Source organism: Paracoccus isoporae (assembly GCF_900101865.1).
Classification (GTDB): Bacteria; Pseudomonadota; Alphaproteobacteria; order Rhodobacterales; family Rhodobacteraceae; genus Paracoccus; species Paracoccus isoporae.
The window spans coordinates 427,922-446,965 of record NZ_FNAH01000001.1; the positions used below are offsets into that span (position 1 = coordinate 427,922).

The 19,044-nt window shown below is 66.6% G+C and carries 22 protein-coding genes; 3 read left to right on the plus strand and 19 right to left on the minus strand.

Going from position 1 to position 19,044, the window contains the following annotated elements:
• Positions 1 to 2: 2 nt before the first annotated feature.
• Genes BLT73_RS02080 through BLT73_RS02110 form a run of 7 tightly spaced genes read right to left on the minus strand, consistent with a single transcriptional unit; the run spans position 3 to position 5,853 of the window.
• A complete protein-coding gene (locus tag BLT73_RS02080; protein ID WP_090520405.1) occupies positions 3 to 1,265 on the minus strand; it encodes a TRAP transporter large permease in 1,263 nt (420 codons plus the stop codon).
• Positions 1,262 to 1,780, minus strand: coding sequence for a TRAP transporter small permease (locus tag BLT73_RS02085; protein ID WP_090520407.1), 519 nt, complete (start codon positions 1,778 to 1,780; stop codon positions 1,262 to 1,264). Before BLT73_RS02085 ends, BLT73_RS02080 begins: the two co-directional genes overlap by 4 nt.
• Complete coding sequence (locus BLT73_RS02090) at positions 1,777 to 2,775, minus strand: TRAP transporter substrate-binding protein (RefSeq protein WP_090520409.1); 999 nt, start codon at positions 2,773 to 2,775, stop codon at positions 1,777 to 1,779. The genes BLT73_RS02085 and BLT73_RS02090 overlap by 4 nt, the downstream gene beginning before the upstream one ends.
• Positions 2,776 to 2,803: 28 nt before the next feature.
• A complete protein-coding gene (gene maiA, locus BLT73_RS02095; protein WP_218132493.1) occupies positions 2,804 to 3,445 on the minus strand; it encodes a maleylacetoacetate isomerase in 642 nt (213 codons plus the stop codon).
• Positions 3,442 to 4,140 carry a fumarylacetoacetate hydrolase family protein gene (locus BLT73_RS02100; RefSeq protein ID WP_090520411.1) on the minus strand — a complete coding sequence of 233 codons (699 nt, stop codon included), beginning with the start codon at positions 4,138 to 4,140 and terminating at the stop codon, positions 3,442 to 3,444. The genes maiA and BLT73_RS02100 overlap by 4 nt, the downstream gene beginning before the upstream one ends.
• A gap of 28 nt (positions 4,141 to 4,168) precedes the next feature.
• Positions 4,169 to 4,774 (minus strand): maleylpyruvate isomerase N-terminal domain-containing protein, encoded by a 606-nt coding sequence (locus BLT73_RS02105; protein ID WP_090520413.1) that lies wholly within the window; start codon positions 4,772 to 4,774, stop codon positions 4,169 to 4,171.
• On the minus strand, positions 4,771 to 5,853 hold the full coding sequence (locus BLT73_RS02110; RefSeq protein ID WP_245726915.1) for a cupin domain-containing protein: 1,083 nt from the start codon (positions 5,851 to 5,853) through the stop codon (positions 4,771 to 4,773). Before BLT73_RS02110 ends, BLT73_RS02105 begins: the two co-directional genes overlap by 4 nt.
• 31 nt (positions 5,854 to 5,884) lie before the next feature.
• On the opposite strand from BLT73_RS02110, the gene BLT73_RS02115 reads away from it, so the two are divergent.
• Positions 5,885 to 6,430, plus strand: coding sequence for a MarR family winged helix-turn-helix transcriptional regulator (locus BLT73_RS02115; protein WP_245726928.1), 546 nt, complete (start codon positions 5,885 to 5,887; stop codon positions 6,428 to 6,430).
• Positions 6,431 to 6,557: 127 nt separating this feature from the next.
• Here BLT73_RS02115 and BLT73_RS02120 read toward each other — a convergent pair whose 3' ends face one another.
• Complete coding sequence (locus BLT73_RS02120; protein WP_090520416.1) at positions 6,558 to 7,034, minus strand: MarR family winged helix-turn-helix transcriptional regulator; 477 nt, start codon at positions 7,032 to 7,034, stop codon at positions 6,558 to 6,560.
• Between the two features lie 328 nt (positions 7,035 to 7,362).
• Here BLT73_RS02120 and BLT73_RS02125 point away from each other — a divergent pair, with 328 nt between their 5' ends.
• A complete protein-coding gene (locus BLT73_RS02125) occupies positions 7,363 to 8,901 on the plus strand; it encodes a VOC family protein (protein ID WP_090520418.1) in 1,539 nt (512 codons plus the stop codon).
• Positions 8,902 to 8,911: 10 nt separating this feature from the next.
• On the opposite strand, the gene BLT73_RS02130 is transcribed toward BLT73_RS02125, so the two are convergent.
• Both BLT73_RS02130 and BLT73_RS02135 read right to left on the minus strand, forming a co-directional pair.
• On the minus strand, positions 8,912 to 9,451 hold the full coding sequence (locus BLT73_RS02130) for an NADPH-dependent FMN reductase (protein WP_090520419.1): 540 nt from the start codon (positions 9,449 to 9,451) through the stop codon (positions 8,912 to 8,914).
• A gap of 242 nt (positions 9,452 to 9,693) precedes the next feature.
• Complete coding sequence (locus tag BLT73_RS02135) at positions 9,694 to 11,154, minus strand: aldehyde dehydrogenase family protein (protein ID WP_090520421.1); 1,461 nt, start codon at positions 11,152 to 11,154, stop codon at positions 9,694 to 9,696.
• A gap of 132 nt (positions 11,155 to 11,286) precedes the next feature.
• Between BLT73_RS02135 and BLT73_RS02140 the strand changes: the two genes are divergently transcribed.
• Positions 11,287 to 12,180 (plus strand): NAD(P)-dependent oxidoreductase, encoded by an 894-nt coding sequence (locus BLT73_RS02140; protein ID WP_245726930.1) that lies wholly within the window; start codon positions 11,287 to 11,289, stop codon positions 12,178 to 12,180.
• A gap of 47 nt (positions 12,181 to 12,227) precedes the next feature.
• On the opposite strand, the gene BLT73_RS02145 is transcribed toward BLT73_RS02140, so the two are convergent.
• Genes BLT73_RS02145 through phnG form a run of 9 tightly spaced genes read right to left on the minus strand, consistent with a single transcriptional unit; the run spans position 12,228 to position 18,978 of the window.
• Complete coding sequence (locus tag BLT73_RS02145; protein ID WP_090520422.1) at positions 12,228 to 13,358, minus strand: alpha-D-ribose 1-methylphosphonate 5-triphosphate diphosphatase; 1,131 nt, start codon at positions 13,356 to 13,358, stop codon at positions 12,228 to 12,230.
• On the minus strand, positions 13,355 to 13,891 hold the full coding sequence (locus BLT73_RS02150; protein WP_090520423.1) for an AAA family ATPase: 537 nt from the start codon (positions 13,889 to 13,891) through the stop codon (positions 13,355 to 13,357). The genes BLT73_RS02145 and BLT73_RS02150 overlap by 4 nt, the downstream gene beginning before the upstream one ends.
• Positions 13,888 to 14,571, minus strand: a complete 684-nt coding sequence (phnL, locus tag BLT73_RS02155) for a phosphonate C-P lyase system protein PhnL (protein WP_090520425.1) — start codon at positions 14,569 to 14,571, stop codon at positions 13,888 to 13,890. The genes BLT73_RS02150 and phnL overlap by 4 nt, the downstream gene beginning before the upstream one ends.
• Positions 14,572 to 14,573: 2 nt before the next feature.
• Positions 14,574 to 15,428, minus strand: a complete 855-nt coding sequence (gene phnK, locus BLT73_RS02160) for a phosphonate C-P lyase system protein PhnK (protein ID WP_245726931.1) — start codon at positions 15,426 to 15,428, stop codon at positions 14,574 to 14,576.
• The gene (locus BLT73_RS02165) at positions 15,425 to 16,264 is read right to left on the minus strand and encodes an alpha-D-ribose 1-methylphosphonate 5-phosphate C-P-lyase PhnJ (protein ID WP_090520427.1); all 840 of its coding nucleotides are present in this window, start codon (positions 16,262 to 16,264) and stop codon (positions 15,425 to 15,427) included. The genes phnK and BLT73_RS02165 overlap by 4 nt, the downstream gene beginning before the upstream one ends.
• Complete coding sequence (locus tag BLT73_RS02170; protein ID WP_090520429.1) at positions 16,261 to 16,857, minus strand: HAD family hydrolase; 597 nt, start codon at positions 16,855 to 16,857, stop codon at positions 16,261 to 16,263. Before BLT73_RS02170 ends, BLT73_RS02165 begins: the two co-directional genes overlap by 4 nt.
• Positions 16,854 to 17,978, minus strand: a complete 1,125-nt coding sequence (locus tag BLT73_RS02175) for a carbon-phosphorus lyase complex subunit (protein WP_090520430.1) — start codon at positions 17,976 to 17,978, stop codon at positions 16,854 to 16,856. Before BLT73_RS02175 ends, BLT73_RS02170 begins: the two co-directional genes overlap by 4 nt.
• Positions 17,978 to 18,538 (minus strand): phosphonate C-P lyase system protein PhnH, encoded by a 561-nt coding sequence (phnH, locus tag BLT73_RS02180; protein ID WP_090520431.1) that lies wholly within the window; start codon positions 18,536 to 18,538, stop codon positions 17,978 to 17,980. The genes BLT73_RS02175 and phnH overlap by 1 nt, the downstream gene beginning before the upstream one ends.
• Positions 18,535 to 18,978, minus strand: a complete 444-nt coding sequence (gene phnG, locus BLT73_RS02185) for a phosphonate C-P lyase system protein PhnG (protein WP_090520432.1) — start codon at positions 18,976 to 18,978, stop codon at positions 18,535 to 18,537. The genes phnH and phnG overlap by 4 nt, the downstream gene beginning before the upstream one ends.
• Positions 18,979 to 19,044: the final 66 nt, after the last annotated feature.

Below are 19,044 nucleotides of genomic sequence, written 5' to 3' on the forward strand. Positions count from 1 at the left end.
GCTCAGAACGGCCGCACCGTCCAGGGCAGCAGGATCACCATCAGGATCACGAGGATCGCCGCCAGGATATAGGGCGCCAGCAGCCGCGACAGCCGGGTGATCGGGATCTCGCTCAGCGCCGCGCAGATATACAGACCGGTTCCCACCGGCGGGGTCAGCAACCCGAGCACCAGTGTCATCGACATCATCACGCCGAACTGGACCGGATCGATGCCGTAATTCGACATCGCCACCGGCAGCAGGATCGGCGTCAGGATGATCAGCGCCGCAATTCCGTCCAGAAACATGCCGACCACCATCAGCGCGAGCATGATGAGCAGCATGAAGATGGTCGGATCAGCCGTCAGCGAGACGATGAAGGCGGCGACCGCCTGAGGGATCTGGTTGAAGGTGAGCACCCAGCCGAACACCTTGGCGGCCATGATGAGGAACAGCACGATGGCCGTATTCGTCACCGTGCGGTCGATGATGCGCGGAATTTGGCTGAACCTCATCTCGCGGAACACCGCCACGCCGAAGATCAGCGCCACGACGATGGCCACGGCGGCGCTTTCCGTCGGCGTGAAAATCCCGAGGCTGATGCCGCCGATGATCGTCAGCGGGATCAGCAGGGTCGCCAGCCCCGGCAGGCTCGCCTTCAGGCGCGACGTATGCTGCTCGGGTTGCGGCGCGGCATTGCCGGTGCGGTGCCGGGCAGCCTGCCAGAGCGCGATGCAAAGGATCAGCGCGAAAAGCAGCACACCCGGCACGATCCCGGCCATGAACATGTCGGCAATCGAGACCTGCGCCAGCACGCCATAGATGATGAACACCATGGAAGGCGGAATGATCGGCCCCAGCAACCCGGCACTCGCGGTGATCGACGCGGCATAGCCGCGATCATAGCCGTCCTTCTCCATCTCCGGCACGACGACCCGCGACATGACGGCCATCTGCGCCGTGGCAGACCCCATGATCGCGGCAAGCGCTAGGTTCGAGATCAGGTTCACGATGACCAGGTTATGCGGTAGCGACCTGAGCCAGAGACGCGCGGCGATGATGATCCGGCGGGTCAGCCCGCTTTCGTTCATGATCTCGCCCAGCAGGATGAACAGCGGGATCGCCAGAAGATCGAAGCTCTCGACCGATCCGAAGAGAATCTGCGGCACCGAGTTGAGGATCTGGAGGTTGCCGGTGGTCAGCACGAAGACGAAGGTCGCCGCCAGCAGCACGAAGGCAATCGGCATCCCGGCCAGCATGAAGGTCAGAAAGGACAGCCCGGTCATATCTCCGCCTTCCGCGGGCCGGCCGCCTCGTCTGCGGAACCCTCCGCGACCATTTGCGCAAGCTGGGCCAGCACATGAATCAGTGCGGTTGCGGCAAAGATCGGCACGATCCAGAAGAACGGCGCTTTCGGCCAGCCGGTGGTGATGATCTGTTCGAACGAAACGGCGGGCGAGCGCACCCAGGTGAGCGAGGTCCACAGCAGCACAGCCAGAATTGCCGCCACGATGACGCGGACCGCCAGATCGATGCTGTGCCGGAACGGCCGCGGCAGGTGACCCGTCAACAGCGTGACGCCGATCTGGCTGCGGTCGTGAATTGTGATCGACGTGGCGGTGAAGGCCAGCCAGACCAGCAGTATGGCGGCCAGTTCCTCGGCGAAAACGATGGGCCGGGTCAACACATAGCGCATTGCGACATTCGCGACGATCAGCGTCACGAAAGCCGTCACGAGCAGCCGGCTGGCCCAGCGTTCCACGCGGACCAACCCGTCGGAGATCACCATGAGCCGGCTCATTCTCCCTCGACTTCAGCCAGGAAGGTCTGGATGATCGGATCGCCCGCGAAGCTGTCGCGCACCGCCTGGTTGGCCTCGGCAAAAAGATCCGCGCCGTCGTCTATGGTCACGATGTCCAGCTTGCCCTGCAGCGCCGCCAGATTGAACCGCTCGGCCGCGATCTGCTGCTCGGTGCCCCAGGCGAGCGCCTCGCGTGCGACGTCCAGGTAAGCGGTCTGGTTTTCGTCCGACAGCGATTCCCAGGTCGTCCGGTTGACCACCAGAACCGCCGGGAAGGGCATGTGGTTGGTAATCGTCAGACCATCCGCAACCTCGTCGAATTTCAGCCCGACCAGGGCATCGAGGTCAATATCGATCCCGTCGAGCAGACCGCTTTGAAGCCCCTGATAGACCTCGGTCAGATTGACCGGGGTCGGGACCGCGCCGATGGCCTCCCACCACGTCTTCATCGCCGGGAAAGGAACGATCCGCATCTTCTTGCGGGAAAGATCCCCCGGACCGGCGGCCGCTGCGCCCTTCATCAGGATGTGGCGCTGCCCGGCGAAGGTGAAGCCCAGCCCGATCAGCCCGGCCTGGTCCAGTTGCGCCAGCATATGCCGTGCGCCGTTCGTATCGGCGGCCGCCGCCGCGGCGGACACGTCCGCGAACAGATATGGCGTGAACCAGCCCTGCATCGCGGGGGCGCGCAGGCTGGTGATCGCGGCGGTCATCAGCCCGCTATCCAGAAGCCCGCTGGACATTTGCTGGAACATCTCCTGCTCCACGCCCAACTGCCCGCCGGGAAAGATCGCGATGCTCAGCTCGCCACCCGTGGCGGCCGGCAGCTTCTCGGCCATGCGCTGCGCCACCTTGGTCCAGACATGGGTGGGCGGGGTAATCAGCCCCATCCGCAATTCCCGCGCCGCCGCATCCTGCGCGATCCCGGCCGAGAACAGCGCCGTTACAGACAGAGCCGCGCCGATGATGGCGCTGCGGGTCAGTTTGGTGATCGACATGCGTATCCTCCATGTGTGTCGATGCGTCTCAGACGGCGTCCGGCTGCCTGGCCGGGTGTGCTTGGGCAAATTCCGGCAGCGCTTCGCAGGCCGCGCGGATCTCGCGCAGCCGCCCGAAGGGCGCGGTGTCCAGACCGAACCGGTCGGCCGAGAAAATCTGCGGGACCAGGCAGATATCGGCCAGCCCCGGTGTATCGCCAAAGGTGAAGGCCCCGCCATGTGTCTGCGACGCGGCAATCGCCTCGCAGGCGGCCAGCCCCTCGCCGATCCAGTGGCGACACCAGGCATCGGCACCGTCCTGATCCTGACCGTGCTGCGACTTGATGAAGTTCAGCACCCGCAGGTTCTGCAGCGGATGGATCTCGCAGGCGATGACCTGGGCAAAGGCACGGACATGGGCGCGCGCCAGCGGATCGCCTGGCAAGAGGGCCGGGTCAGGTCGAGTCTCTTCGAGCCACTCGATGATGGCAAGCGACTGGGTCAGCACCGCCTCACCTGTATCCAGCGCCGGCACCAGCCCTTGCGGATTGAGGTCGCGGAAGTCGTGCTGTTTCTGCGCACCGTCGCGCAGGTTCACCGGCACAAACTCTGTCGCCACGCCCTTGAGGTTGAACGCGATCCGGCAGCGATAGGCGGAAGAAGACCGGAAATAACCGAAGAACCGCATCATTCCGGCGCCCCCACGGTCAGCTCGACCGGCTCCAGCCTGTCGATCGTGCCACGAATCTTCGCGCCCGGTTCCACCGCACCCACCCCGGCAGGCGTCCCGGTATAGATGAGATCGCCCGGCGCAAGATGGTAGAACTTGGACAGATCCGACACCAGCTCCTCCACCGACCAGACCAGATCGGAGAGCTTGGCGTCCTGCTTCATCTCGCCATCGACGCTCAGGCTGATGCGCTGATCCGCCACCTGCCCGAACGCCGCCGCCCTGGTGATGGGCGAGATGACCGAGCTTCCCTCCACATCCTTGCCGAGATCCCAGGGACGCTGCTTGGCACGCGCGGCAAGCTGCAGGTCGCGGCGGGTCATGTCGAGCCCGCTGGCATAGCCATAGACCGCGCGCAACGCGTCTTTCGTGCCGATGCGGAAGGCCGGTGCGCCGATGGCGATGACGAATTCCATCTCATAGTGGAAATTTTCCGTTCCGGGTGGATAGGGAAATTCCTCACCGCTCGGCAGGATGGTCAGCGGGGATTTCGTGAAATAGAACGGCGCCTCGCGATCGACCTCGACCCCCATCTCCTTGGCGTGGTCGGCATAGTTGCGACCGACGCAGAACACGCGGCGCACCGGGAATGTCGCGCCCTCGCCCTTGATCGTCACGCTCGGCCAGTCGGGGGCGGGAAACACGGTGTGGGTCATGTCGGTCGGTCCTTCTTCGATGGTCTTGTCACGGCTGCGAGTATAGGCCGCGCGCGGGTGAAGCGGAGACGCTTTGTCGCGCCTGCGCGAGATCGGCACGGATGGCATCGGGAACGTCGCGCAGACGCCCGCCCGCATCCAGATCGAGCGCCGCCTGCCAGAGCTGCCGTGCCCGCGCCTCGGCTGTTTCCCTGATGCGGGCTGCCATGTCGGGCAGCGCGACTGGCAGATCCCATTCCGCATCCGACAGATCCCGCCACACCACGTCCAGATGAATGGCGCTGTGATATGTCAGGTGACGCAGCGCGCGGGGCGGCAGCGTTTCGGCCAGATCGAGCGCAGCCAGATCGGTCGGCGCCCGATCGCCCTGCCGCCCGGTGGCATCCTCGATGGCCTGCGCGATCCGGCGGGCCTGCAACGCGGTGCCGGCAATGACGCGGCGCCGCGACCAGCCGGTCCGGGGCGAAGTCACGTTCAGCCCAAGGTCATCCAGCCCGTTCACGATGCGCGCCAGATACGCCACGCCGCGCCGCGCCAAATGCAGCGCCTCGGCCGGTGCGTGGGGCGCGTCGTAGCGCGCGCCTTTTCCCTGCCGTGCGCGCAGCTCCGCGCGGGCCAGCGACAGATCGCTCATTCCCGGCCATCCACCATGCTGCGCTGGAAATTCAGCCGCTCGATGATCGGCGCGTCAGAGAAGCGGAACAGGTCGAACTGGGTTTCGGCCTCCAGCGACCAGGACACCCAGGACGGGACGACGAAGATGTCTCCCTTTTCCAGCGTCTTGCGCGCACCGTCGAGGCGCACCGCTCCCTGCCCGTCGAACACCTGGAACACGCAGGAGCCGACCTCGCGTCGCGCCGGTGTCTCCGTTCCCGCACGCAGCCGGTGAAATTCGGCGCGGATCGTGGGCATCACGTCGCCGCCATTGGTCGGATTGACATATCTGACCGCCGCATGACCCTGCTCGACCGTGGCGGGCTGGCCTTCATCCTCAAGCAGAAGCTGCTGGGTCAGGGCGGCATCGGTGAACTCCCAGCGATAGGCGCCGATGGGGCTCGCCACGCTGTCCTGAAGCTGCGACAGCGGGCGCAGGCCCGGATGGCACCACAGCCGTTCGCCCCGCGAATAGCGCGGCGTCGCGTCATCGGTGACCCGGTCCGCGCCGAACTCGAAGAAGCCGACATCATTCTGGTAGCTGAACGGAATATCCAGACCGTCGATCCAGGCCATCGGCCGGTCGCTGTCATTGTGGTGGCCGTGGAAACACCAGCCGGGCGTCAGCAACAGATCGCCCCGGCTCATCCGCACCGGATCGCCGTTGACCACCGTCCAAACACCCTCGCCCTCGACGACGAAACGAAACGCGTTCTGGGCGTGACGATGCTCCGGCGCGGTCTCGCGCGGGCCGAGATACTGGATCGCACACCAGAGCGTCGGCGAGATATAGGCCGCCCCGCCGAGACCGGGATTGGCCAGCCCGATGGCGCGACGCTCCCCCCCGCGACCGACGGGCACGAGATCACCGGAGGCTTGCGCCAGCGGATAGAGTTCGGACCATTTCCAGACATGGGCCACGGCCTTGGGCCGCGGATGCACCGGCATCAGATCGCCGATCTGTGTCCAGAGCGGGTTGAGATGGTGCTCGCTGAACCCCTGATAGAGCCGCCGCAGCTCCGGCGTATCCTCTGGCTGCATCGCGTTTTCCGTGTTCACAGCGCCCTCCCGAATCGCAATATTGATATGTATGCATATCGCATGTATACGTATCAATAGATTTGTTGTGTTTTCTGATATTAACGGGAATTGTGACGTCATGGATAAACTGCACGACCTGCCCGGCTACCTGATCCGCCGGCTTCAGCAAATGGCGGTCAGCGCCTTTGTCACGCGCGCGAAAGCCGCCGGGTTCGACCTGACGCCGGTGCAATACGGGTCGCTGGCCACGCTCGCACAGCGGCCGGGCATCGATCAGGCCACGTTGGCCGCCCTTGTCGCTTATGACCGGGTCACCATCGGCGGCGTCGTCGGCAGGTTGGAAAGCCGCGGCTATCTGGCCCGACATGTCAGCGAAGAGGACCGCCGCGCGCGGCTGCTGACGCTCACCGAGCGTGGTAAGTCGGTGCTTCAGACCATTCAGCCGGCGGTGCGCGCGGCGCAGACCGATATGCTAGCGCCGCTCACGCGCGAGGAACGGGCGGAGTTCATGCGCCTGATGCAAAAGCTGACCGGCACCGGCAAGGGAGGCGAGGATCAGGACATGGCCGCGACGCTCCCGGAAACCGCAGGCTGAATGGACGGGCCGCGCGCGACGCGGTCGGGCGCGGTTCCCAGCCGGCAATCGCAACAGGGTCCGGCGGATCCGATGATGGCGTCAGGTTTCGCCGCCATTCAAGTCGAAAAGGCCAGGCCGCACCGCCTCAGCCTGGTGTCTTCTGGATCCGGCTCAAAAGCTCCAGCAGAACGGATTTCTCGTCGCTGCTCAGCGCGTGCAATGCGATGTCCTCCGCCTTTTCCACTTCTGCAACGGCCCGGTCGCGCAGTCTGCGCCCCCGCACCGTCGCGGTCAGCGCAAAGCGGCGGAGATCCTGCCGCGACCTGCTCCGGCTGATCAGCTTCTGCGCCTCCAACTCATCGATGATCCCGACGATATTAGACCGCTCCATCTGCAAGTCGTCCGCAATCCGCGACGGGGCGATGCCGGGATTGTCCACGATCAGCGACAGCGCCGTCATTGACACGATCCTCAGCCCGAGCGGCTCCAACGCCTGCTGCGCCGCGTGGCGGACGGTAAGGTAACTGATCTTCAGCTTATAGCCGACCAGCCGATGCACGATGCGATCGACCGGGCGGTCCGGGTCGGTGCCCGGCGGCGTGTGATCCACCTGCTTGGTCATCTCGCAATCCCCCGATCCGATCGTGACGTGTGATAACGGTTACTGTCAATAATGACCAATCCGGCACGGGCCGTGCGTGACAACCGGGGCCGCCCTCAAGCCCGGCCTGCTGCACGGGGACACGCGGTGCCGCCCGGACCCGACAACCCGAAGCCTCCCAGCTCCACGACACCACAGCGCCCGAGACGTCGAAACCGGCGCTGATGTCGCATGGATCGGGCGGCTCTGGCGAGCGATGCTGAAACCATCGCCGTGCCTGCGGGTTGCCTCGGTGGACAGCACACGCGATCACCCGGAACAGCGCGGATCAGGGGAGAGATTTCACCAGATGACAAGCGGCATCCACCACGTCACCGCGATCACCCGCAACGTGCAGCGGAACGTGGATTTCTATGCCGGCTTCCTCGGTCTCCGCCTCGTCAAGCAGACCGGCGGGTACGAGGATGCCGAGCAATTGCACCTGATCTATGGCGACGCCGCCGGAAGTCCGGGCAGCCTGGTCACCTTCCTTGTGTGGGAGGCCGGCGCGGCCGGGCGGACCGGGCTGGGCCAGGTCACGGAAATCGCACTCGCCATCCCCCCCGTCGCGATCTCGGACTGGCTGCAGCGCGCGATGGAGGCGCGGATCCCCGTTGAAGGTCCGCTGCGCGAGTTCGGCGAGACGCTGCTGCGGCTGAAGGATCCGGACGGCATCATCATCAAGCTGGTCGGCGCCGACATGGCGGCAGTGGCGCCGCTGTCCGATCCGATCGCGCCGGGGCGGATCCGCGGTGTGACGGTGCTCACCGACCAGCCGGACGCGACGGCCGGGTTCACCGCGCGCTTCGGCTATCGGCCGGGCCGGTCAGAGGGCAATACGCAGCGGATGACCTCGGATCGCGACAGTGTCGATATCCGCGATGCACGCGGCTATTTTCCCGGTATTCCCGGCGCCTCGATCATCGATCACGTCGCTTTCCGCGCCGCCGACGAGGATGCGCTGCGCCGGATGCGCGTCTCGCTGCGCGACGCCGATGGGATCACGAAGGTCCACGACCGGAAATATTTCCTGTCCCTCTATGTCCGCGAACCGGCGGGCACGCTTTACGAATATGCCACGGACGGCCCCGGCATGACGGTGGATGAGCCGCTGGACAGTCTTGGCACCACGCTGATGATCCCGCCCGGCGATCAGGGCCGGGCCGAGGATCTGAGACTGATGTTGCCGCAATTCGCCCGGCCGGGCGAGGAAAGGATACCTATGCGCGAGCTGAGCTTCATTCACCGGATCCACACGCCCGATGATCCCGATGGCAGCGTGATCTTCCTGTTGCACGGCACGGGCGGCAACGAGGCCGACCTGATGCCGCTGGCTGCGAAGGCTCGGCCGGGCGCAACACTGCTGGGTGTTCGCGGACGCTCGACGGAGGAAGGCATCAATCGCTGGTTTCGCCGCTACGACGCCGTGACCTACGATCAGGAGGACATTGCCGCCGAGGCCGAGGCCTTTGCCGCTTTCGTCGATGAGGCATCCCGCGCCTACGGTCTTTCGGCTGACCGGATCAGCTTCCTGGGCTATTCCAACGGCGCGAATCTGATGGCCGCGATCATGCAGTTGCAGCCGGGCGTGATCCGCAGGGCCGTGCTGCTGCGCGCGGTGCAAGCCCTCGACACGCCGCCGCAGCCGGATCTGGCCGGCACGCAGGTGCTGATGCTGACCGGGACGCGCGATCCCTTCGCCCGCATGGCACCCCCGCTTGAGGAGGCGCTGAATGCGGCGGGCGCCGCGCTCGATGCGCGGCTGATCGAGGCCGGACATGAGTTGGCGCAGGCCGATATCGACGCCGTCTCAGCCTGGATGACGCGCGTCGATCCTCCGCCTGCGTAAGCTTCGCCCCCTACAGGCTGTCGGAAAAGTCGGCGACGAATTTGCGAAGCTGCTCGCGCGTGTCGTCGTCGGTCAGACTCCCGTCATCGCTGAATTTTTCCGCCGCGCGCGAGACGGTCAACTGCCCGCCGGCCCAGACCTGCATCTTCAACCCGCGCAGCACCGGCAGCCAGGCATTCTGCGACAGCACCGTGCCGAACCCGCTGATCGACGCGCCCATCAGCGCGACCTGCTTGCCGGTGAAGATCTTCAGCCCGTCCCCGCGCGACATCCAGTCGATCGCGTTCTTGAACACACCCGGAATGCTCTTGTTGTATTCCGGCGTAACCAGAAGCAGCGCATCGGCCGAATCGAGCTGGTCCTGCAACCGTCTGACGGCCGCAGGCAGCCCCTCGGCCTTTTCCAGATCGCCATCATAGAGCGGCACGTCGCGGATGCTGCCGATCTGGATCGTCGTGCCATCGGGGGCGGCATCCGCCGCCGCGCGGAGCAGGCCGGAATTGTAGGAGGCTTCGCGTAGGCTGCCGGATAGACCAAGGATGCTGGGCATGTTTCGTTCCTGACTAAGGGCGCGGATCGCGCCGGTTGCCATCAGAACGCGGCCGACCTGCTCCGGGTTCAGAAGGGGTCCGACGATGCGACGGCGCCGGGTTTGGTGAACTGAGATCCCGATAAATTGCTCCGCGAATAGACGCTGCCGTTCGCAGTAATCTCGGAAAACCGGTTGTGGTCAGAAATGCCCCGACGACCGATTCCGTCCCCTGGTCAGAGATTGCGCCCGTGCAGGAGCGTCTAGCCGTGCAGCGCGGTGACCGTTTTGAGGCGCGAGAAACCGTAAAGAGCCTCGAACCCCTTCTCGCGCCCGTGGCCGGAGCGTCCGACCCCGCCAAATGGCAGTTCGACACCGCCACCGGCGCCGTAATTATTGATGAAGACCTGACCCGCATCCAGCCGGCGGGCCATCCGCATCTGCCGCCCGCCATCCCGCGTCCAGACCCCGGCGACAAGGCCGTATTCGGTTCCGTTGGCAATGCGGATCGCGTCCTCTTCATCGTCAAAGGGGATCAGCACCTGGACCGGGCCAAAGATCTCCTCCTGCGCCAGCCGGTGATCGGGGGGCACATCGGCAAACAGGATCGGGGCGACGTAATGTCCGCCCGCCGGCGCGTCGTCGCGGATCCGCCCCTCTGCCGCCACGGCAAGCTCGCGCCTGCCCAGCTCGATATATTCCGCGACGATCCGCTTTTGCTTTGCCGACACGAGCGGTCCCAGGTCGCAATTCTCGGCAGCCGGACCGACCTCGAGCCGCGCATAGATATCGGCCATGCGGTCGCGCACGTCGCTGTAGATGCCGCGCTGAACCAGAACCCGCGACGCCGCCGAGCAGGTCTGCCCCGCCGCCTGCATGCAGGCACCGACCAGGACCGGCAGGGCCGGCTCCAGATCGACATCGTCGAAGACGATATGCGGCGACTTGCCGCCCAGTTCCAGCGTCACGGGCACGACGTTGCCCGCCGCAGCCGCCTGGATACGGCGGCCTGTGGCGACCGAGCCGGTGAACGACAGATGGTGCACACCCGGATGCACGGACAGTGCCGCGCCCACCTCGGCCCCGTAACCCGTGACCACATTCAGCGCGCCGGCGGGCAGCCCGGCCTCTTCCGCGATGGCGGCGAAGGCCAGCGAAGACAGCGAGGCATCCTCCGCCGGTTTCAGCACACAGGCATTCCCCATCGCCAGTGCCGCACCGACCGAACGGCCCAGGATCTGCATCGGGTAGTTCCAGGGTATGATATGTCCGGTCACGCCATGCGGCTCGCGCAGCGTGTAGACCGTGAAGCCCGGCTGATAGGGAATCGTCGTGCCATGCAGCTTGTCTGCCGCACCGGCATAGAATTCCAGGTATCGCGCCAGAGCCACCGCATCGTTGCGCGCCTGGTTCATCGGCTTGCCGACATCGCCGGATTCGATCAGGGCCAGATCCTCGGCGCGCGCCAGCACGATCTGCGACATCCGCGCCAGCACCCGCCCGCGTTCCGCCGCAGCCATCCGGCCCCAATCCCCGGCGCGCGCAGTTTCGGCCGCCTGCACGGCCAGATCGACATCCTGCCCGCTCGCCCGTCCGATTGCGCCGACCTGCTCGCCGGTCGAAGGGTCCTCGACCGGGATCAGCCCGTCGCAGCCGGGCTTCTGCCAGTGTCCGCCCACGAACATCATGGTCGGATCGAACCAGAGCGTTTCCCGTAGCTGCATGACCCCTCGCTGTCCCATTGCCACCCGTCGGCTCATGCTAACGCCGGACAGGTTCCGACGCCATCCGCTTGCACTGGCTGCGCCGGGCGGGTTTCATGGAACGTGATCTGATCGGCAGACGGGGGCACGGGCATGATGGACACGAGCGAGGTCGGGCTGATCGGGGTTGGCATGATGGGCCACGGCATCGCGCGCAATATCCTGCGCAGCGGGTGGAGATTGCGTTACCTGTCCCATCCGGGAAACCAGCCGACAGAGGATCTGGATGCCGCAGGGGCCGTCGGCCATGAGACCGCCCGCTCACTTGCCGAGCAATGCGATCTGCTGATTCTCTGCGTCACCGGCACGCCGCAGGTGGAGGACGTGCTGACCGGGTCGGGACAGGTGCTGAGCGCGCTGCGTCCGGGCAGCGTCGTGATCGATTGCTCCACGGCAATCCCGGAATCGACCGAAGACCTTGCCCGCCAGGTCGAGGCGCGCGGGGCCGACCTGGTGGACGCCGCCATGACCCGCACCCCCGCCGAAGCGGCCGCGGGGCGGCTGAACCTTCTCATCGGTGGCAGGGCCGAGGCGGTGGACCGGATCATGCCCCTGCTCGAAACCTTCTCCGAGAACCGGTTTCATGCCGGGCCGCCAGGGGCCGGGCACCGCCTGAAGCTGCTGCACAACTTCGTCTCGCTCGGCAGTGCTGCGCTGATTGCCGAGGCCTCGGCCTGCGCCCGCGCGTCGGGCATGGATGATGCGGTGCTGATCGACTGCCTGCGCCGTGGCGGCGGGCATGGCGCGGCCCTTGAGCGGATCGCGCCCTATCTGACCGAGGGACGCACTGACCAGATGCGGTTCTCCGTCGCCAATGCCCAGAAGGATCTGGGGTATTACGAGCGCATGGCCGAGGCCCTGGGGGCCGAGCATGCCATCGCGTCATCTGTCGCCGCGCTCATCGACCGGCTGGATGCCGACGGGCACGGGCAGGAGATGATGCCGCGCATGGTCGATCTGCTGAATGCCAAGACGGGCCGCGACTGACTACAGGCCCGCCCGGATCGGCCTTCCGCACCGACGGCAGGCGCGGCTCACCCCACCTGCCGGCCGCGACACCAGACCCCGCGCAGGCGTGGCGTCGCATCGGAATCGGCGATGCGGATCACATCGGCGCGCAATCCGGGAACCAGCCGCCCGCGATCCGTCAGCCCGGTGGCAGATGCCGGCGTCGAGGTGACCGTCGCGAAGGCACGGGGCAGATCCTCCCACAACCGCCCCAGCCGGCAGGCCGCCATCAGAAGGCTGGACGGGATGTAGTCCGACGACAAGATGTCCAGCAGCCCGTCCTGCGCCAGTTCCTGCGCCGCGACATTTCCGGAATGGCTGCCGCCGCGAATCAGGTTCGGCGCGCCCATGATGACCCTGATCCCCGCCGCGTGGCTGGCGCGCGCCGCCTCCACCGTGGTCGGAAACTCCGCCAGCCTGACACCATGCGCCGCGCTGACCCCGACCTGGTCGGAGGTCGTGTCGTCATGGCTGGCCAGCGTCGCGCCGAGGCCGCGCGCGATCTGCACCGCCGCGCGCTCATGCCCGTCGCCGAGCCTCGCACGCAGCTCCTGCAACTTCGCGACATGGGCGGTGAACTGCGCGTCGCTCATCCCGTGCTTGCCCTTCTCGTATTCCTCCAGCTTGCTCAGGTCACGAAACTGGCGCTGACCGGGCGTGTGGTCCATCAGGCTGACCAGCCGGATCCGGTGATCCGGGCCGAAGGCCTCCATCTCCTCGATCAGGGTCTCGGAACAGATCTCCGCCCGCAGGTGGATGAAATGGCTGATCCGGGTCGCCTGCCGCGCGTTCAGCCCGTTGATCTCGTTCACCAGCGCCAGCGCATAGGGCGCATACCCCGCGCTCGCCCCGTAGATCGATCCGACGCGCAGCGCGTCGAACACCGTGGTGATCCCGGCCGAGGCCAGTTCCCCGTCATGGGCCAGGATCGCCGTCTCATGCGGCCAGTCCACGCCGGGGCGCGGCCGGATATGGCGTTCCAGATTGTCGGTGTGCAGCTCGATCAGACCAGGCGTCAGCAGATCGCCTGCGCAGTCAACGGCGCCATCCGGGATCTCGGCCCCCTCGGTGACTGCCGCGATGCGGTCCCCCTCGATCCGGAGCGCGCCACGGATGACGCGGTCGGGCAAGACGATATTGGCATTGGCGAGGATCATTCGGAAAGCTCCCTGACGGCGGCATTGAAGGCAGCACAGGCCTGCGCGAGCGCGCCGGAATTGTCGATGGTGATGACGCGCAGACCCGCCGCGTCAAGCCGGGCGTCCCGCGCCACGCGCAGGGCAATCTCGTCAGGTGCTTCGCGTCCACGCGCAACCAGCCGCGCCGCCAGCGTCTCCGGATCGGCGGTAACGTGGATCACCGACAGATCCGGCAAGACCGAAGCCGCCTCTCTCAGCACCCCGCGCGACAGGTTGACCAGCCGGATCGCGTGCCCCTGCGCCCCATGTGGCCGCGGAATGCCATAGCGCAACCCATGCGCCTGCCAATCGAGGATCAGCTCGCCGGCCTCCCGCCGCCGCAGAAACTCGGCCTCCGTCACCGGCTCGAAATCCTCGCTGCCGCGATCGGCCGGGCGGGTGATCGCCCGGCGGACTAGCGTGACATCCGGCAGCGCGGACGCAGCCTGGCGCATCAGCGTGTCCTTGCCTGCGCCCGACGGCCCGACCACGGCGATATGGGACAGGCTCATGCCGCGCGTCCGGGCGTGAACAAGGTGACATCCACCACCCGGTCGCAGACCCGCTTTCTGGCATCCTGGTCGTGGAAGATTCCCAGGATGGCCGCACCGCGCCGCTTCGCCTCCTCGATCAGCGACAGCACGGTCTCGCGATTGGCGGCATCCAGACTGGCCGTCGGCTCATCGAGCAGAAGGGCGGGATAGGGATGCACGAAGCCGCGGGCGATATTGACCCGCTGCTGTTCCCCGCCCGAAAACGTCGTCGGCGACAGGGTCCAGAGCCGCTCGGGAATGTTGAGACGGCGCAGCAGATCCCCCGCCCTTGCCTCGGCCTCTTGCTGCGCCACACCAAGCGCCAGAATCGGCTCCGCCACCACGCTCAGCGTCGGCACGCGCGGCACGACGCGCAGGAACTGGCTGACATAGCCCAGCGTCCCGCGCCGCAGCGCGATGATCTGGCGCGGCTCGGCCCCCGACACCTCGGTGTCGCCGACCCGGATCATCCCGTGATCGGTGCGGTAATTCCCCCAGATCATCCGCATTAGCGTCGATTTTCCGGCGCCGGATGCTCCGGTCAGCGCCACGCATTCACCGGGCGCCACCGCCAGCGACGCGCCCTCCATCACCCGCAGCACCGTGCCGCCTTGGTTGTGGAGGATGAAGTCCTTTGCCACGTCCTTCGCTTCGATCATCGTCACACCTGCAACACCGAGGAGACCAGAAGCTGCGTATAGCCATGCTGGGGATCGTCGAGAACCTGGTCGGTCAGCCCGGTCTCGATGACGTGGCCATCTTTCATCACCATCAGCCGGTCGGCCAGCAGCCGGACCACGGCCAGATCATGCGTCACCAGAACCGCCGACAGCCCCATGTCGCGGACCAGCCCGCGCAGCAGGTCCAGCAGACGGGCCTGCACGCTGACATCGAGCCCGCCCGTCGGCTCGTCCATGAAGGCCAGCTTCGGGCCGCTCACCAGGTTCCGCGCGATCTGCAGCCGCTGCTGCATCCCGCCGGAGAATTGCGACGGGCGGTCATCGATCCGGCCGCGGTCGATCTCGACCCGCTCCAGCCACTCGCCCGCGCTGCCCCGGATCCGCCCGTAATGCCGCGCGCCGGTGGCCATCAGCCGCTCGCCCACATTGCCGCCGGCGCTGACCCCCATGCGCAGCCCGTCACGCGGGTTCTGATGCACGAAGGCCCAGTCGGTGCGCGCCAGAAGGCGGCGATCGGGCTCGGACATGCGGACCGTGTCGACCGGGCCGGTGCGGGTGCGGAACACGACCTCGCCCTGATCGGGGCGCAACTGGCCCGACAGGCAGCCCAGCAAGGTAGATTTGCCCGATCCGCTTTCGCCGACGATGCCCATCACCTCGCCGGGCCAGAGATCGAAGGACACATCCGCGCAGCCGATCCGCGCGCCGTAGCGCTTTGTGATCTGGCGCACGCGCAGCAATGGCGCGTCGGGGCCAGGGTATTTGGATGAAGAAGAAATCGGCCCTTCTTCTTCACCGGAAATACCCGGTCCGGCCTCGGCAAGCATCGCCATCATTCACCTCGCTCCGCGCGCGCGGCGCAGTAATCCGTGTCCGAGCACACGAACATCCGCCCGCCCGCATCATCGGTAATGACCTCGTCGAGATAGCTGTCCGAGGCGCCGCAGATGGCGCAGTCATGGCTGGCCTTGCTGGCGCGGAACGGATGGTCGTCGAAATCGAGGCTGACCACGCGCGTGTAGGGCGGCACGGCATAGATGCGTTGTTCCCGACCGGCGCCGAAAAGCTGGATCGCGGGACAGTCATTCATCTTCGGATTGTCGAATTTCGGGATGGGCGACGGATCCATCACGTAGCGACAAGCGACCTCCACCGGATAGGCATAGCTGGTGGCGATCTCGCCGTGCCGCGCGATATCCTCGTACAGCCGCACCTGCATCAGCCCGTAATCGGCAAGCGCATGGATGCGGCGCGTCTCCGTCTCACGCGGTTCCAGAAAGCGCATCGGCTCGGGGATCGGCACCTGGTAGACGAGGATCTGCTCCTCGGTCAGAGGGGTTTCGGGGATGCGGTGACGGGTCTGGATCAGCGTCGCCTCGGCCGTGCGCTCGGTAGTGGCGACGCCGGCCGTGCGCTGGAAAAACTTGCGGATGCTGACCGCGTTGGTGGTGTCATCCGCGCCCTGGTCGATCACCTTGAGCCGATCCGTGGGCAGCAGCGTCGCGGCTGTCACCTGGACACCGCCCGTCCCCCACCCGTAGGGCATGGGCATCTCGCGGCTGGCGAACGGCACCTGGTAGCCCGGCACCGCGATCGCCTTGAGGATGGCGCGGCGGATCATCCGCTTGGTGTCCTCGTCCAGATAGGCGAAATTATAGGCCTGATCGGTCACAGAAGCCCCCTGCGTTGCAACGCCGCTTCCAGCGCGTCCGGTGCGGTAAAGATCTCGGCCTGCATTCCGACGCGCATGGCGGCGGCGCAATTCTCTTCCTTGTCGTCGATGAACAGGCAGTCCTGCGGCGCCAGCCCCGTATGCTGGCAGAAGAACTCGAAGATCGCCGGGTCGGGTTTGACCATGCCCAGCTCACCCGAGACGATCACCGTGCCGAAGGCCGTGCCAAGCCGTGGGTGGACGGCTGCGCCTTCGGGCCAGGTTTCCGCCGACCAGTTGGTGATGGCGTGGATCTCCAGCCCGGCGCCCGCAAGCCGGTCGAGCAGCGCCCAGCTTCCGTCGATGGTCTCGGCTATCGTCCGGCCGAACCGCGCGGGATAGGCCGCGAGCAGGGCGTGGTCGCCCGCGTCATCGAGTTCCTGCGCGAGATCGGCGAAGGAGCTGCCGGCATCGGCGCGCAGATTGCGTGCATCGAAGTCGATTCGGCGCAGGAATGCCTCGGCCTGCTGCCGACCGCCCAGATCATCCTCAAAGGCCGCCACCGGATCCCATCTAACCAGCACATTGCCGATATCGAACACCACCGCCTTCATTCCGCACCCTCCTGCGCGGGGTCTTCCACGCTGGCGCGCAGGCGGCGGACCAGCTCCAACTCGGCCTGAAAATCGACATAATGGGGCAGCTTGATATGCTCCAGAAATCCCGTGGCCTGGATGTTGTCGCAATGGGACAGGACGAATTCCTGGTCCTGCGCCGGCGCGCCCTGATCGTCCTCGCCCAGCTCCGCCCAGCGAAGGGCCCGATCGACAAGCGCCATGGAGATCGCCTTGCGCTCGGTCTGACCGAAGGTCAGCCCGTAGCCGCGAGTGAATTGCGCGGGCTCGGTCCGGCTGCCCTTGAACTGGTTCACCGTCTCGCATTCGGTCAGCTCGACCTCGCCGATCTCGATGGCGAAGCCCAGCTCGGGAATGTCCATCTCGACCGCGACCGTGCCGATGCGCAATTCGCCCACAAAGGCGTGGTTGCGGGCATAGCCGCGCTGCGTGGAATAGGCGAGACCCAGCAGGAATCCTTCGTCACCTCGGGCGAGCGCCTGCAGGCGCAGCGGGCGCTCGGCGGGCAGTTCCATCGGCTCGCGCGTCAGGTCGCCCGGCACGGCCTCATCCGGCGCCGCGGCCTCGATCAGATCGTCCCGGTTCAGAAAGTCGAGGATATGCGGCAGCGCGGGCTTCGCCGGGGCGTCCACGCAGGGCATCGCGCCGGGGTCGGGCGGTGTGCCATCCGTGTCATCACGGTCCAGCTCGCCATCCGCCATCAGGCGGAAGTCCAACAGCCTGTGGGTGTAGTCGAAAGTCGGCCCGAGGATCTGTCCGCCCGGCGCGTCCTTGAAGGTGGCGCTGACACGACGCTTGACCCGCATCGCCTCGGTCTCGACGGGCAACGCGGCACCAAAGCGCGGCAGGGTCGTGCGGTAGGCGCGGATCAGGAAGATCGCCTCGATCAGATCGCCGCGCGCCTGCTTGATCGCCAGCGCGGCGAGATCGGGGTCATAGAGCGAGCCCTCGGCCATGACGCGTGCCACGCCGATGGCAAGCTGGTCGCGGATCTGATCCGTGTCCAGCACCGCCTGCGCTGCCGGCCCGCGCCGGGCGCGGTCCAGCCAGTCATGCGCGGCGTCGATGGCGCGTTCGCCCCCCTTCACGGCGACATACATCAGGCAATCTCCGTTGATCGGGGAAGCGCCGCCAGACGGTCGCCACCGCAGAAGATGGCGTCCCAGCCAAGCGGGAACCGCGCGTGGTTCCGGTGGAATGCCTCGCGCTCGGGCAGGGCCAGCTCGGCCGTGTCGCGGATGCCGGGCCCGCACAGTTTCACCGGCTCGGCATCGAAATCATGGCCGTCCACCAGCAACGTAGCCGCGCGGTCAGGATATTCCGGCGTGCCGATGGCAAAGCGGTCGAGCGGGGCGAGCGCGGCCCAACTTCCCAGGGCGAAACTGGCCTCCTCGGCCGCAACCAGCGGCGCGCCGAGATGAAAGGCAATCCAGTCGCGCAGCGGAACATGGTCATGCGAGGATGCCAGATGCAGCTTCGTGGTGCGGTCGGCCAGCGTGAGCAGAACGGTGGCGGCCGCCGCCGAGATCGGCGCGGGGCCGCGCCCCAACCCGTCCAGCGTCACGATCCGGCCCGGCCGGGCCATGGCATCAAGGATAGCGCGAAACGCATTGGCCGATTGCGCGGGGGGATCGGTGAAACCGCCGGACAGATCGTTCATTCATCCTCTCCCCGGACCAGTGTGAAGAACTCGACCCGCGTCTTTGCCGCGTCGCGGGCCGTCTCGGCGCGGCGGGCGGCCTCTTCGGCGCGAAGCGGGGCGAGGATGCGCTGTTCGACGCCGGCAGGGTCGTCCTGCCCCATGGCATCGATCAGCGCCGCGCGCAGCGCATGGGTCCGGTCCCGGCCCTGGACATAGCCATGTCCGACCGCGCCGCTGTCCAGTCGGATCGATGCGCGGGTCACCGTCATCTCGCCCAGGTTGAATGCGGCACCGGTGCCGCCGGCACGCCCGCGCAGCATCACCGTCCCGATTTCCGGCGCGCGCAGCAGCTCATGCGCCGGAAGCGCGTCCAGCAATTCGGCCAACCGCGCCGCGGGCGCGCGGGCCAGAAGACCCAGCGCCGCCCGGCGAAATTCCTGTGCGTTTTCAGATGACATGGGACTTAGCCTGTCCTATACAACTAGACATCTTCTAGCGCCGCAGGGCTGGTTTGGCAATCGGCG

Coding starts and splice junctions, on each gene's coding strand:
- BLT73_RS02080 (WP_090520405.1), bottom strand. CDS start 1,265: ATGACCGGGCTGTCCTTTCTGACCTTCATGCTGGCCGGGATGCCGATT.
- BLT73_RS02085 (WP_090520407.1), bottom strand. CDS start 1,780: ATGAGCCGGCTCATGGTGATCTCCGACGGGTTGGTCCGCGTGGAACGC.
- BLT73_RS02090 (WP_090520409.1), bottom strand. CDS start 2,775: ATGTCGATCACCAAACTGACCCGCAGCGCCATCATCGGCGCGGCTCTG.
- maiA (WP_218132493.1), bottom strand. CDS start 3,445: ATGATGCGGTTCTTCGGTTATTTCCGGTCTTCTTCCGCCTATCGCTGC.
- BLT73_RS02100 (WP_090520411.1), bottom strand. CDS start 4,140: ATGACCCACACCGTGTTTCCCGCCCCCGACTGGCCGAGCGTGACGATC.
- BLT73_RS02105 (WP_090520413.1), bottom strand. CDS start 4,774: ATGAGCGATCTGTCGCTGGCCCGCGCGGAGCTGCGCGCACGGCAGGGA.
- BLT73_RS02115 (WP_245726928.1), top strand. CDS start 5,885: ATGCATATCGCATGTATACGTATCAATAGATTTGTTGTGTTTTCTGAT.
- BLT73_RS02120 (WP_090520416.1), bottom strand. CDS start 7,034: ATGACCAAGCAGGTGGATCACACGCCGCCGGGCACCGACCCGGACCGC.
- BLT73_RS02125 (WP_090520418.1), top strand. CDS start 7,363: ATGACAAGCGGCATCCACCACGTCACCGCGATCACCCGCAACGTGCAG.
- BLT73_RS02130 (WP_090520419.1), bottom strand. CDS start 9,451: ATGCCCAGCATCCTTGGTCTATCCGGCAGCCTACGCGAAGCCTCCTAC.
- BLT73_RS02135 (WP_090520421.1), bottom strand. CDS start 11,154: ATGCAGCTACGGGAAACGCTCTGGTTCGATCCGACCATGATGTTCGTG.
- BLT73_RS02140 (WP_245726930.1), top strand. CDS start 11,287: ATGATGGACACGAGCGAGGTCGGGCTGATCGGGGTTGGCATGATGGGC.
- BLT73_RS02145 (WP_090520422.1), bottom strand. CDS start 13,358: ATGATCCTCGCCAATGCCAATATCGTCTTGCCCGACCGCGTCATCCGT.
- BLT73_RS02150 (WP_090520423.1), bottom strand. CDS start 13,891: ATGAGCCTGTCCCATATCGCCGTGGTCGGGCCGTCGGGCGCAGGCAAG.
- phnL (WP_090520425.1), bottom strand. CDS start 14,571: ATGATCGAAGCGAAGGACGTGGCAAAGGACTTCATCCTCCACAACCAA.
- phnK (WP_245726931.1), bottom strand. CDS start 15,428: ATGATGGCGATGCTTGCCGAGGCCGGACCGGGTATTTCCGGTGAAGAA.
- BLT73_RS02170 (WP_090520429.1), bottom strand. CDS start 16,857: ATGAAGGCGGTGGTGTTCGATATCGGCAATGTGCTGGTTAGATGGGAT.
- BLT73_RS02175 (WP_090520430.1), bottom strand. CDS start 17,978: ATGTATGTCGCCGTGAAGGGGGGCGAACGCGCCATCGACGCCGCGCAT.
- phnH (WP_090520431.1), bottom strand. CDS start 18,538: ATGAACGATCTGTCCGGCGGTTTCACCGATCCCCCCGCGCAATCGGCC.
- phnG (WP_090520432.1), bottom strand. CDS start 18,978: ATGTCATCTGAAAACGCACAGGAATTTCGCCGGGCGGCGCTGGGTCTT.